This is a genomic window from Bovifimicola ammoniilytica, from assembly GCF_025567085.1.
GTDB lineage: Bacteria > Bacillota > Clostridia > Lachnospirales > Lachnospiraceae > Bovifimicola > Bovifimicola ammoniilytica.
On sequence record NZ_JAOQJN010000003.1, the window covers coordinates 196267 to 210081 of the forward strand.

Annotated in this window: 15 protein-coding genes; 3 read left to right on the forward strand and 12 right to left on the reverse strand. The window is 32.7% G+C overall.

Features of this window, described 5'->3' with window-relative positions; all coding sequences use genetic code 11:
• Positions 1 to 30: 30 nt before the first annotated feature.
• The 3 genes from OCV48_RS04750 to OCV48_RS04760 all read right to left on the reverse strand — a co-directional run bounded on the left by OCV48_RS04750 (position 31) and on the right by OCV48_RS04760 (position 3280).
• Complete coding sequence (locus tag OCV48_RS04750; protein WP_147591274.1) at positions 31 to 1101, reverse strand: SPFH domain-containing protein; 1071 nt, start codon at positions 1099 to 1101, stop codon at positions 31 to 33.
• 188 nt (positions 1102 to 1289) lie between these two features.
• A complete protein-coding gene (locus OCV48_RS04755) occupies positions 1290 to 2489 on the reverse strand; it encodes a hypothetical protein (protein WP_262559068.1) in 1200 nt (399 codons plus the stop codon).
• Positions 2490 to 2593: 104 nt separating this feature from the next.
• Positions 2594 to 3280 (reverse strand): PspA/IM30 family protein, encoded by a 687-nt coding sequence (locus OCV48_RS04760; protein WP_021983841.1) that lies wholly within the window; start codon positions 3278 to 3280, stop codon positions 2594 to 2596.
• A gap of 213 nt (positions 3281 to 3493) precedes the next feature.
• Here OCV48_RS04760 and OCV48_RS04765 point away from each other — a divergent pair, with 213 nt between their 5' ends.
• Positions 3494 to 4129, forward strand: coding sequence for a DUF1836 domain-containing protein (locus tag OCV48_RS04765; RefSeq protein ID WP_147591275.1), 636 nt, complete (start codon positions 3494 to 3496; stop codon positions 4127 to 4129).
• Positions 4130 to 4233: 104 nt separating this feature from the next.
• On the opposite strand, the gene OCV48_RS04770 is transcribed toward OCV48_RS04765, so the two are convergent.
• Positions 4234 to 4521: a YerC/YecD family TrpR-related protein gene (locus tag OCV48_RS04770; protein WP_021983839.1), complete on the reverse strand. Its 288-nt coding sequence runs from the start codon at positions 4519 to 4521 to the stop codon at positions 4234 to 4236.
• 35 nt (positions 4522 to 4556) lie between these two features.
• The gene (locus tag OCV48_RS04775; RefSeq protein WP_147591276.1) at positions 4557 to 5297 is read right to left on the reverse strand and encodes a phosphatase; all 741 of its coding nucleotides are present in this window, start codon (positions 5295 to 5297) and stop codon (positions 4557 to 4559) included.
• 268 nt (positions 5298 to 5565) lie between these two features.
• Here OCV48_RS04775 and OCV48_RS04780 point away from each other — a divergent pair, with 268 nt between their 5' ends.
• The gene (locus tag OCV48_RS04780) at positions 5566 to 5766 is read left to right on the forward strand and encodes a cold-shock protein (protein WP_021983837.1); all 201 of its coding nucleotides are present in this window, start codon (positions 5566 to 5568) and stop codon (positions 5764 to 5766) included.
• A gap of 223 nt (positions 5767 to 5989) precedes the next feature.
• Here OCV48_RS04780 and hslO read toward each other — a convergent pair whose 3' ends face one another.
• A complete protein-coding gene (gene hslO / locus OCV48_RS04785; protein ID WP_147591277.1) occupies positions 5990 to 6868 on the reverse strand; it encodes an Hsp33 family molecular chaperone HslO in 879 nt (292 codons plus the stop codon).
• Between the two features lie 162 nt (positions 6869 to 7030).
• The gene (locus OCV48_RS04790) at positions 7031 to 7789 is read right to left on the reverse strand and encodes a class I SAM-dependent DNA methyltransferase (protein ID WP_147591278.1); all 759 of its coding nucleotides are present in this window, start codon (positions 7787 to 7789) and stop codon (positions 7031 to 7033) included.
• Positions 7790 to 7941: 152 nt separating this feature from the next.
• On the opposite strand from OCV48_RS04790, the gene OCV48_RS04795 reads away from it, so the two are divergent.
• The gene (locus OCV48_RS04795) at positions 7942 to 8958 is read left to right on the forward strand and encodes a DUF6709 family protein (protein ID WP_147591279.1); all 1017 of its coding nucleotides are present in this window, start codon (positions 7942 to 7944) and stop codon (positions 8956 to 8958) included.
• Positions 8959 to 8970: 12 nt separating this feature from the next.
• Here the strand turns inward: OCV48_RS04795 and OCV48_RS04800 are convergent, their stop codons facing one another.
• From OCV48_RS04800 to OCV48_RS04820, 5 genes are all read right to left on the reverse strand, one after another.
• Positions 8971 to 9870: a sensor histidine kinase gene (locus tag OCV48_RS04800; protein WP_021983833.1), complete on the reverse strand. Its 900-nt coding sequence runs from the start codon at positions 9868 to 9870 to the stop codon at positions 8971 to 8973.
• Between the two features lie 551 nt (positions 9871 to 10421).
• Positions 10422 to 11264, reverse strand: a complete 843-nt coding sequence (locus tag OCV48_RS04805) for a hypothetical protein (RefSeq protein ID WP_147591280.1) — start codon at positions 11262 to 11264, stop codon at positions 10422 to 10424.
• Entirely contained in the window at positions 11264 to 12181 is a 918-nt protein-coding gene (locus tag OCV48_RS04810) for an ATP-binding cassette domain-containing protein (protein ID WP_147591281.1), read from the reverse strand. Before OCV48_RS04810 ends, OCV48_RS04805 begins: the two co-directional genes overlap by 1 nt.
• A gap of 76 nt (positions 12182 to 12257) precedes the next feature.
• Entirely contained in the window at positions 12258 to 12929 is a 672-nt protein-coding gene (locus tag OCV48_RS04815) for a response regulator transcription factor (RefSeq protein ID WP_021983830.1), read from the reverse strand.
• 274 nt (positions 12930 to 13203) lie between these two features.
• Positions 13204 to 13722, reverse strand: coding sequence for an SEC-C metal-binding domain-containing protein (locus OCV48_RS04820; protein WP_021983829.1), 519 nt, complete (start codon positions 13720 to 13722; stop codon positions 13204 to 13206).
• Positions 13723 to 13815: the final 93 nt, after the last annotated feature.

A 13815-nucleotide genomic window follows, 5' to 3' on the forward strand; every position in this document is an offset into this window, starting at 1 on the left:
TCTTGTATTTCCATTCCCATACAATATTAACTAAATTAATTTAGTTCCACAATTTGAACAGAATTTTGCTCCTTCTGTCTTAGTTCCACAGTTAGGACAGAACTTAGGTGCAACTCCACCCTCCTGTGGTGCTGCCTGCTGCATCTGCTGCTGGTTTGGCATCTGATTTGGTGCCTGACCGTTCATCTGCTGTCCCTGGAAATTAACACCTGACATAGATTGCTGCATATTGTTCATAGGAGCCTGCATTGAATTAACCATCTGCTGTCCCATCATCATACCCATCTGCATACCAGCCATTGTATTAGCCATTCCAGCCATATTGTTAGCTGTTCCGCCTGCATTTCCATTATTTGACATACTGTCAACCATAGCCATCTGAGTATATCTTCCCATATCTCCGACCATACTCTGTGATGCAACTTTTTCCTGCATTCTCTTAACAGTTTCAGGATAATTAAAGCTCTCAATGTTGAATGCCGTGATTGTAATACCTAATTTGATAATCTCCATATCAAGGTCTTCTTTGATACCGTTACCAATATCTATTGCATTAGCCTGAAGATTAAACATATCTTTACCCTCTTTTGTTATCCACTTCATTAATAATGGATTGAGAGTAGATGTTACTCTTTCTTTAACCTCATCAACTAAGAACTGCTTCTTGATACCTGCAATCCTCTCGATAAATGTATCATAATCACTTATCTTACAACTGAATGTACCAAATGCACCGATTGGCATACCTCCAGGTAATCCCGGTGCCTGTATATTAATAGGATTCTTTGTACCCCATCTGAGTGTAAATTCCTTTGTATTAATGAATAATACTTCAGCACGTACACCACTGTTAAAACCAAACTTAATTCCTTTTAATGTTGAAAGGAAGGGAATAATCTGTGATTCAATATCAAAGCTTCCCGGATCTCTAAATATACCTTCGACCTTACCATTATACATAAATATGGCATCCTGGCCCGGTCTGATAATTAACTTACTTCCTTTTTTAATCTCGTCATTATTCCACTTCCAAAACATAATGTCGTTTCTCTGCTCTTGCCATTCAACAACATTTGAAAACTGATTTCCAAAAAGTCCCATTCTCTTCCTCTTTCTGCGGCGATAATATTATGTTTTTGTGTCTGCACCGCTGACACTTTATCTGATAATTCAATATATGTATTTCAGAAATATTCTATTGCAAATGCTATTTATCTAATAAAGCATTTACTTAAATACATTTTATCATATCATAACTATATTTTCTATAATTATATTTTTATATATCTCTATAATATTTCGATATCTTCATCAATAACATACTCATAACCTGACATCTCTAAATACTGGTTGTCATCATATGTTCTCTCAATTGAATATCCTGTTTCCATACCATTTCCATAGACTGAATTGTCTGAATTGTTCTCGCCTTTCATATTCAATGCAATAAGGAGTGCTACAATTGCTGCAATTATTGCTACAATTATACCTATCTTAACAGGACTCTTTGGATAACTTCCTTTAATTTTTCCTGTCTGTCCATTAACTAATACAGTATAATTTTTATTTGCATATGTAAATGCTGTAGAATATACAGGAATCAATATGTGCTTATATGTCTCGTCACGATAATCCGGTGCAATTCTTACATTTCTTACTTCATCATAGTGCTTTCTTACGTCTTTTCTTGCAAGTTCACGCAATTCATTTTCCATAATGTTATTAGCTTCTCTATGAGCATCATCTAATGAAACTGTATAACATTCTGCACCATATCCTGATAAATATTCAGGAGAATATGAAACAAGCTGCTTCTTAGTATCATATGGCTCAATTCCTTTTAAAAGTGATTCTTTAAGATTCTTAGAACCTCTTACCTGAACGTCATCAAAGAACTCCTTTACACGTCCATGTGTATTATACCAATCTGTCTCTGTTCTTGTCTCTGTTTTTCCATCATCTTTCTTAACTTCTACTTTTCGGTGCTTACCACCCTCAGCAGAATAATCACATACTACATCGGCATCAAATGTCCAATATGGTATGTACACACCCTGTATCTTACCATTTTCATACAGATGCTTAAGTTTACCCGGTGCTAACCATCTTCTGTTAATCCATTTATTAAATGTTTCCTGCACCTTATGTTTATCAACTTTAAAAGGTACTATGCCATCTGGAACAATTGCTGCTTCCTGCTTCTCTGCCAAAACATATTTAGCTCCACAATATGGACACTCTGTTGCTGTACAGTCAGGTGCTACTTCAACCTTTGCTCCACAACCTTTACATTCCATTGTAGATGTCTGTTTCACTTCTACAGCTATAGTTTTCGCTACTCGTTTATTAAATTCATGTTCTATAATTTTCTTTTTATCATTTACAATATTAACCTGTGTGTCACAATTAGGACACTTTAAGGATTGTGTCTTTACGTCAAATTCCATAACCCCGCCACAATTACTGCAATAATAAATATTCTCTGACATTTTCATATACCTCATTTCTCAGTATTTGGTAGATAAATTTAAAAAAAGATGCCTACCACACCACTAACGGTGTGGCATATGTAAGGCACCTTTTCTATAAAATATTACATTCCCATTTTTGCTTTTAATGCTGCTAATTCATCATCAACGGCTGGTGCAGATGCTGATGTTGAATCATATTTTGCTGCAAGGTCATCAAGGCTGTTATCTTCTGCTGATGAATTTAAATCTGCCATTGCATTGGCTTTATCAAGCATATTGTCTGCTTTAGCTTCCATTCTGTCAAATGCTGACATGCTTCCCTTAACGCCTTCAACACTTGCGCCAAGTTTGTTAATCTTCTCCTGTGTCTTAGCTGCTGCAATCTTTGCTTTGATTGAGTCTTTACGTGAATTAAGTTCTGCAATATCCTTGCATAACTTATCATGCATCTGTCTCATCTTTGTTGCATTAGCTGATGCTACGTCATAAGCCTGCTGTAAATTTGCCTGCTGTGTAGCTAACTGTGCTTTCTTAGCAAGGAACTGTTTCGCATCTTCATCATTGCCTGCAAGTACAGCTTTCTCTGCGTACTTCTGATATTTATCCATCTCTGCTGTACATTCATCTAACTGTCTCTTGCATCTCGTCTCTTCAGCCATAACTGCTGCTGTCTCTGCTTTTACTTTGCCAAGGTCACTTTCCATATCTCGAAGATATTGATCAATCATCTTCTCTGGATCTTCTGCCTTATCAAGTAATGCATTAATGTTTGCTGACATAATGTCTTTAAATCTAGATATAATTCCCATTTTCATTCCTCCTATGATATGAAAAATTTTTGTCGAATTATTATTCGCCTGTGATACATATTATACAGTATATAAAAATAAAAGTCACTATTAAATATTTAAAAAAATGTCGTTTTAGACTTGTCATCTAGTTTTTAATACTATATAATCTTTATTGTGTAACCTCGTAGACGGTCTTAGATTATAACGTATTTGAAAGGTATGATTTTTACTATGATAGATTCAGAAAAATTGCTAAATGATATCATTTCCAAGCTAAATATTATTGACGACGCAGATATTCCGGCTATAGATTTATATATGGATCAGGTCACAACGTTTATGGATAAACATCTTAAAAACAATAAGCGTTTTGCTGATGACAAGATATTAACTAAAACCATGATTAATAACTATGCCAAAAACGACCTGCTTCCTGCTCCAGTTAAGAAAAGATACTCAAAGCAGCACGTTATACTGCTTATTTTTATATACTACTTTAAGAATATATTATCAATTAATGATATTAAGACTATATTAGGTCCTATTTCGGAGAATTATTTCGACGTTAATTCACCTATTTCTCTTGAAGAGATATATTCAACTGTTAAGAATTTAGAAAACCAGCTTACTTCTGATATAATGAATGATATTCAGAGTAAAATTAATTTATCTGAAGAAACTTTTGCTGACAAATCCGATAAGGATAAAGATTTTCTTCAATTATTCTCATTAATTGTATCACTTAGCTTTGATGTGTATATTAAAAAACAGATGATAGAAAGCATTGTCGATAAGTTAAATGCAGCAAATGAACACACTTCCACAAAACCTAAGAAAGATAAGGATAAAGACAAGAAAGAAATTTAAAAAGCTGGTGCAGTAAATTAACATTCAAATGAACCTTGTTAATTTACTGCACCATAATATTTTCTATATAAGGCAACATTTACCTGTCAACATTATTTTTTACACTATTTTTCCATTCGTTCTAGCACAATTGCATATCCGTCATTACCATAATTAAGCGAACGGTTTACCCTGCTTATAGTTGCAGTCGATGCTCCTGTCTCTTTAGCAATTTCCTGATATGTTTTCTTCTCTCTTAACATCTTCGCTACATCAAAACGTTGTACTAAAGACTGTAATTCGTTAATCGTGCATATATCCATAAAGAAATTATAACATTCTTCTTCATCTTTAAGAGTTAAAATTGCCTTAAATAAATCGTCCATTTCCTGGTTTCTTATTTTTTCACTCATAATCTTCTCCATTTCCAAGCGACTTTTAATAATCTCTATTTACTTCTTTTATATTTTCCAAGGTATTTTCTCAATTTAGCAATATGAAAATTCATCACAAGTTCATTATCAAAATCTACCTCGTCCATTACATCATACGCACGTTCATTTAATCCGACAATATCTTCTGAATGTGCATCACTTCCAATAACTACAGGTACCTGGTATTTCTTACATAATTCAAGTATGGTCTTGTCATTTTCTCTTGTATTCTTTCGGAAGCCACTTGGGTTCAGGGAATTATTATTAATCTCTAATAATGTACCATATTCTTTTGCAGCCTTAACTACCTGTTCATAATCAAGTGGAATTCTACCATCATCCGGATGTCCTATTATATCTATTAATGGATTCTTAATGGCTCCTATTATGGACTTTGTATTCTCTTCTATCGTTCCTGGAGTATATCCGATGTCCGAATGTATACTTGCTATAACTACGTCCATCTGTTTAATCAATTCATCACTCATATCTACATTTCCATCATAATCTATGATATTGAGTTCTACACCTAATAATAATTCTAATCCATCACCATAATCTCTTTTGGCATTTCTTAGATTATTAAAGTAAAATTCATGGCATGTTCCCGGCATCGTCATAGAATGTTCTGTAATTCCAAGAATTGAAAGATGCTTTGCCTTAGCTGCATTTACCATCTCGTTAATCGTATTATATGCATGTCCACTTGCAACTGTATGTGTATGCAAATCTGCAAGATAATTAAGTTTCTCCATATACTACTCCATTTCTATATGAAATATTTTGAAATTATTCCTTATCATATTGCTTATTAATTAAATTTAGCACTTTAGCAATTTACATTATAACAGTTTAGCATTATTCATATAAAATTTCAAGTGCAAGGCCCTATATATCCTCTTAAATATGCACAATTTTAACAGGTAATCTTCGTGCAAGTTTAAATTTGACACTCCCTATAAAATATGATATTCTATATGAGGATTATTTTATAATCCAATTAATTATTTCGGAGGTATCACAATGAACAAAGGTACAGTTAAATGGTTTAACAACCAAAAAGGTTACGGATTCATCTCTGATGAAGAAGGTAATGATGTATTCGTTCACTACTCAGGACTTAACATGGATGGCTTCAAGTCTTTAGAAGAAGGCGCTGCTGTTGAATTCGAAGTTGTTAACGGTGCAAAAGGACCTCAGGCAACAAACGTAACAAAATTATAATCAAGAAGTATAAATGGTGTGCCTTTTTCATAATATATAAATTTCGGTTTTTTTATTTTGAATTAGCTCTATTGTTTAACAACATGATTACTAAAAGCTATCCTCTCCGGATAGCTTTTTTGTTCTCTACTGCTTCATTATCATTACTGATTCAAAATTCCTCATTATTTTTTTATATTTCTTTATATTCTTTTATATTTCCTTGTATTTCCTTGTATCTTAATTATTTAATTGTATTCAGAATTTCTTGTAATTCATCTACACTGAATTTATAATTATGATTACAGAAATGACAGTTCACTTCAATTTCCTTACCATCATCTATCATATCTTTAATCTCTTTCTTACCAAGACTTACTAATACTTTTCTGACTCTTTCCTTAGAACAGTCACATTCAAAACCTGTAGGAACTTTGTCTAATATTTCTACGCCGAGTTCTCCTAATACCTTATTTAAGATGTCCTCCGGTGTCATTCCCTGTTCAAGCATTGAAGTTACCGAAGTAATCTTAGATATCTTCTCCTCTAACACTTCTATAATCTTCTCATCAGCAAATGGCATTAACTGGATTATAAAACCACCTGCACTCTTTACAGTATTATTTTTCTCCATTAGTACACCTAAAGCGACTGATGATGGGATCTGCTCAGAAGCTGCGAAATAATATGTCAAATCTTCTGCAACTTCACTTGTAGTAAGTGCAATCTGGCTTGAATATGGCTCTTTCATACCCAAATCCTTAATCACAGTCATTGTACCGTAACCGATGGCTGCACCAACATCTAGTTTGCCTAAATAATTAGGTGGAATAATAACGTTAGGATTACCCGGATAACCTTTAACATATCCTTTAGAATTAGCAGTAACGGTAAGTCCGTTAATAGGTCCGTCACCTTTCATCATAATTGTAAGTACGTCATTTTCACCTTTCATCATTGTTCCCATCATTGCAGCACCGGTTAATAATCTTCCTAATGCTGCTGTCGCTACAGGGCTTGTATTATGTGTCTGTCTTGCGAATTCTACCATTTCCCTTGTAGTTGCAGCAAATGCTCTTATCTGTCCATTTGCTGCTGTGGCTCTAACTATATAATCTTTCATAATAATCTCCATTCCGCAGGCACAACGTGCCGGAGGAATCGCGAGTCAAATTTCAAATTTGGCTCTGCGATAGATGCTATTTGTGGTGCCTGCGACACAAATAGCTGTGTGAAAAATAATCGCATCAGCATTATTTTTCACACTATCTCCATTCTTCTATATTCAACTTACTTTCTTGCCTTTTTCTCTGGCTATCACATATATTCTTTCACTGTCTTTTCTCACTGCATTTTTAGTAAATGCATCATAAGACGTTACATATTCCAGACCTGCCTCACTAATTAATTCCTTTATTCTATCCAGACAATATGCCCTTTGTATATGATTTTCCTCATATTTATCATATTTTCCATTTTCATCTTTAATAAATAATGTTAAATCATATTCGTTAATATTTTCATCTTCATAAAATGTATTCTCCCAGATAAAGCTGCCTTCATCTCTATTCTCGGCAATTACCTGTTCACCTATTGTCTCATATTTATGAATAGTATTCAAATCAAATATAAATATACCGCCAATATCTAAATAGTTATTTACTAACTTAAATACATCTCTCAAGTCTTCTTCCGTAGTCATATAATTCATCGAATCGCAAATACTTACAATTGCTCTGACTGTTCCGTATAATTCAAATTCTCTCATATCCTGATTAAGATAGAGAATATTATTTCCGGATTTCTCTTTCTTATCTAAAGCAACATTTAACATCTCTTCAGAATAATCTATGCCAATCATATCATATCCTTTATCTGCAAGTATTTCAGTAATACTTCCTGTTCCACATCCCAAATCGAGAACCAGACCATCTTTAATACCATATTCTTCTAAAAGATTTATAAGATATTTTCCCCATTCTTCATACGGAACATTATCCATAAACATATCATACACTTTTGCAAAACTTGAATATGCTTCCATACTATCTCCATTTCTATTATACAATTAGAATATTATATTCCATAAGAATATACCCTATTTTTTTAATAAAAGCAACCTTGATTATTACACTATATTAACGTATAATCTTATGTAAATATCGTAACATAATTTAAAGAAAGCGAGGGATATTTTTGAAAAAGAATTTCATATATTCACATATTAGAAAAATATGTTTATATAGTTCTGCAATTTCATTATTTGCATTGATAATTATATATATCATATTTGTACGTATTCCATTTTCAGAAGTATTTTCTCCGACTTCCATGTCCTATGCAACCTCTGCATCAACTGTATATAATTCCGGGGTTGAATACGTGGAGGTAACTCTTAACAATGCAAAATATACAGGCTATGACTGTATCAGACTAGGAAAAGTATATGGTTCTTATTACTATTGTCTTGTAAATAACAATTGTACATTTATACTTGTTAAAAACTCATCAAAGAACCCATTGCCCGATATAATCAATGACTACACTATCAAGGCAAGACTTGTACCATCGAATTCTCTATCAAAAAAAATGTTTAAAGATTTCGCTAAAGATCTTAACTGGACAAAGGATGGACTAAAGAAAGTCTCTTCTGAAATTATAATTGACGAATTATCTTATCATATTGATGTTTATTTCTATCTTGCTGTTTATTTAGGAATTATGGCTCTTATCCTTGTAAGTTTTATTATTGTGAATATAATTTATATCGTAATGCCGGCTTTTCATCCTGCCTGCTTGAGTTTTAACCGTATTTCCCACGGAAAGCACTCTATTCATCACGTAAACTATGAATTGTCCTCAAGAGTGATTATGAAATCAGGAAATATAACTTTAACAGAAAGCTATATTGTTGCAACAGGACTGTTTAACATTGAAATCGTACCGATAAGTAAAATCGTATGGGCATACGAACATAGTACATGGCATCATTTTTTGTGGTTTAAAATGAAGCTTACTTACACTCTGCACCTTTTATGCGAGCATCATATTTATATCTACTCACCAAGAAATACTAAAGAGGATATCGATGCTGTTATCCAGTATTTGCAGGATAATTATCCAAATATTATATTTAATTATTCAAAGGAGAATAAGAAACTGGCTCTATCAAGAATCAAACGCAGAGCCAGACGTAAATCACGAAATGTGTAAATCCTGAAAAACTCAAATCAAAACAAATGTAGTATCTATTACCAGCTTATCATCTTCAATATGAGCTTCTATATTTCCATTTAGCTGCTCTGTAAATTCTTTGGCAATAGCAAGTCCTAATCCTGTGCTTCCCTTAGTTCTTGAAATGTCAGTTGTATAAAAATCATCAAAGATTCTGCCGGTATCCAAATCTTTATCAATTATTCTGTTTGTAAAGCTTATCCTTATTACATCTGCATTTTCAGAAATAACCTCAATTGTAAGATTACCTGAACCATATTTTAATGCATTGCTGATAAGGTTTTCAAATATACGGCTTAACATCGTTCTATTAGTGGATATAGATATCTTATTATTAGAAGTTATGAAATCTACCTCTCTGTTTTCCTTTTTATAATCCTCATAGAAATTTCCTATACATTCTTCTAAAATTCCTATCAGATTAACTGTTTCTAACTCGATTTCCTTATTCGTAGTCAGAATTTTAGAAAACTCGAAAAACGAATCTACAAGTTCAGTCAGTCTCTTTAACCTGGCTTCAACTATCTTCATTTCACTAATTTTCTCATCTTCTGTTAAATCTGAATTCAATATCAGATCAGTATATCCCGCTGCTGAAGTCAAAGGAGTTCGTAAATCGTGTGAAATATTTCGCATCATTACCATAAGATTATTGTTCTTATGCTCTATTTCCGTTTTACGCTTCTGAATCTCCGACAGATACATATTGACAGCACTTACGAATTCCTTTAACTCTTTTGAATTAAATTCTGTATGCAATATCCTGTTTGTATCATTAGACATTATAAAATCAAGTTCTTTTTTAAGCCTCTTAATCTCGGCTTTCTCAAGAAAAACATAGCATAAAATAAATGCTATTAAAATCACCAATACCACTATAATTGTTTTCATATGTTCCTATCCTGTTATCCAAATACTAAATTCTCAAACTTCACACAGACATATTGCAGTTTATATTCATCTATTAAAGTAAATTTGACAGATATAAATATCGAAACACCTTGCAAAAATTGTGTAAATTTGTAAGATGTCTTTTTCGGCTCAGATTTTGTGTACATTCAACAGACATACTCCTAAGCCGAGCTGTCCGTCTATGGCATACACTTTCATATTTCCTTAATCTAGTGCGAGTAGATGCCATCCTCAGCAGAGGTTATTACGGTGCAGTAAATCAAACGCACTTCGCTTGAACGGTGATTTACTGCACCGACCTTTTGCTTCAGATGGCATTAACTCGCACACGATACGTCATAAATCAAGTGTATGTCATAGGCGGACACATCGGTTTAGGCGTATGGCATTGAATGAACTCAAATAATCAAAAGAGCCGAAAAAGATATCTACAAATTAGCAATTCTTGCAAAAGTTTCAATATTTATATATGCAAATTTACTTAATACAGATGATTTAATTCTATTATGTCTGTGCAAAGTTTGAGTCCATTATTTTATTTCTGATTTTCTAAATACATTATAGCCTAATATATTGAATACAACAATATATATTATCGCTAATGTAATTGATTTCATAATATACGAAAACGATGTGTCTGTTATCAGATTGGACAACATAAACTGGTACTCGTATTCCATTATATGGTTAGACTTAATGCTAAATAATGATGAAACTCCCATTATGACTATCTGGGCTGCCATAACAAATGGTATGGATACTGCATTGAATGCCGCTGTCTTTCTTAATAAAAATGCCATACATACTAACAGACTTATTATTCCACACATTATAGGCAGCTGTACTAAAGTATATTTTGTAATCTTCTCAATTCCTGACGAAAATTTTGCACCATTTATTAATCTGTTAAATATATACGTCCCATAGTTATTCAACAATACCAGACCTATGCACAGCAGACAACAGGTAAATAATTTGGATAGATAATATTTCTTCTTAGATATTGCAGAGGATAATGTGTTCTTGGCTGTTGAATGTGATAAATCTGTAACAAGCACCCCTACAACTATTATAATAAACATATAATATAGATTAACATTTGTACCGATTATGGCACTGTCAAGCGGATAACCATCAGTTTTCTTAAGTATTTTTCTGGTTTTGCTGATGCTATTAGTGACACTTAGTTCTAATCCTGTCTCATCATCAACCATTGAATCACCGGAAATCGTATCCGATGAGGTAAGCCCGATATATCCCGGCTGCATAACATATATACTTGAGCTTGCCATTATTACCGCTAACAATATAGCAAGATATATTCCTTTACCTCTGAACACTCTGTATAAATCAGCTTTTATCATATTTATCATTATTTAACACCGTCCTTTACAAGATTTTCGAAGTATTCTTCAAGTGAAATTCCAGCCTCATAGATACTTTTAACATCAACATTATTCTCAGCTAATACTTTGTTAACTTTAGCTGAATTATCTAGATAATCGTATATTCTTATTTCTTCATCATCAATTACCTTGTAATTATCAACCTTTAAATCTTTCTCAAGCACAGTGGTAGCTTTCTTAACATCTAATACCTTAATTGCAATACATTTGCTACATTCTGCATCTAATTCCTCTTTTGAAATTTCTTTAATTATTCTGCCTTTATCTATAAAGCAGAAATGATTTGCCACAATATAGAGTTCTGATAAAATATGGCTTGAAATCATTATTGTTATTCCGTTTTCTTCATTTAATCTTGTAAATGTATCTCTTATACTTTTTATTCCCATTGGGTCTAATCCATTTATCGGCTCATCTAATATAATAAAGTCCGGATTATCTAATATTGCAAATGCAATACCTAACCTCTGTTTCATTCCCAATGAAAAGCTCTTGAATTTTTTATTTCTCTGCTCCTCTAAATTAACGGTTTTAAGCGCTTTGTCTATCTGGCTTAAATCTACAATTCCTTTTTGAATTGCATAATATTTTAGATTCTGATAAGCTGTAAGATTCCCAAAAAAAGCAGGATTCTCAATAAGGCATCCAACTCTTCTCTTAGATTCCGTTAATTCAACATCGCTTTTTCCAAACAATTCAAATTTGCCGCTACTTTTCTCAGTAAGCGTGGTTACCGTTTTCATAAGCGTTGTCTTACCTGCACCATTTCTTCCTATAAGTCCATATATGTCACCCTTATAGACCGTAATATTGGCATTGTCCAAGGCTACAAAATTTTTATACTTTTTCGTTAAGTTCTCTGTTTTTAATACTATATCTTTCATAAGTATTTCTTCACCTCCAAGCCATATTATATAAAAGAAGTGTTAATTTACTCTTAAATCAAATCTTAATTAATTCTTAATTCTTCATCTTGTACCCGATTTTCCACACTGTTTCAATATATTCCTCATCAGGATTAGCTTTATTAAGCCGGTTTCTTATTTTACTGATATGGACATTAAGGGTATTATCATCTGCTGAATCTTCGTTATCCCATACACTTTCAATAAGATTATTCTTGGTATGCACATGATTCGGTCTTTCCATAAGTGTCCTAAGAATTTCAAATTCTATCTTAGGTAAAACGATATCTTTACCATTACATTTTATGGTATAATCATCTAAATTAAGTTCTATATCTTTAAATGTCAGGTTTCTGCTCTGCCCTACATTATTCTTCTTTCTTAAATGTACTTTAATTCTGGCAAGTAACTCATTATTATTAAACGGCTTTGTTACATAATCGTCCGCACCTAACTCAAATAAATCTAACTTTTTATCCATATCGTGAATGGCCGTCGTAACAATAATAGGCACTTCACTTTTCGCCTGTAGTTCACCTATTATCTCTTCGCCATTTTTACCAGGAAGCATTAAATCTAAGATAATAAGAGAAATATCCTTATTATGCAATATCACTCCTTCTGTTCCAGAATAAGCACTCATTACTTCATAACCATTTACTTTTAATAATTTCTGAAGCATCTCATTAATGTCTTTATCATCTTCGATAATCAATATTTTCTCCATCATTTCCACCTGCCTTAAACTTTCATGAATATAAATTATATATATACGTAAAATTCTTTGTATGTAATCATATTAATTATATTTTAACATTTTAATCTTATTATAGAATAAAGAATGTCGCTTGCGACATTCTCCGCTCCGCCGCAGTGCAATCCTCGCGGAGCGTTTTTTACTTACCAGTACAATTTCAAAGAAATTTCCTGGTAAGTAAAAAGATGTCAACATAACATTGACATCTTTAATATGTTCTTATTAATATTATAAATTAATAGTATTATCTTCCACAACAGAATTTATATTTCTTTCCGCTTCCGCAAGGACAAGGATCATTTCTTCCGATTTTCTTCTCTTTAACTACTGTATGCGAAGATTTCTGCTCTTTATATAATTCTTTTCTTCTGTCTTCCGGAATAAGGTCATTCCATGCTTCAAGTGTATATAGCCACTCAGCTTTAGCTTCAACCATATTCTTATATAATAATTCTTTATCATATCCAAGATTAACAACTGTATCTTCTGTCATTGTATCAATTGGATTCTCTTCTTTCAAGCTATCATTGATTCCATCAAGGAAACCAACCATAATTAATAATTCTACATCGTATTTCTCAGCTAATTCTTTAACTGTTCCCTTTACTACCTCATCAGGATTGGCAAGAATTTTCTCATAAATTCCTTTCTCTAATACAAAGTAGTTTGCCCAGAATCTATCACTTTCCTGTTTAGTTGTCTGTGATGAATAAGCAATTCCTCTCCAAGTCTCTAATAAAGTAAGCTGTTTTTGATCTTCCATTTTAATCCTCCATGTCGGAGCAGTTTTTTTCAAGAACAACTGTCATATATTCTGACAGTGATAAAAGAATCCGTGGCTCCGTCACGAATTCTT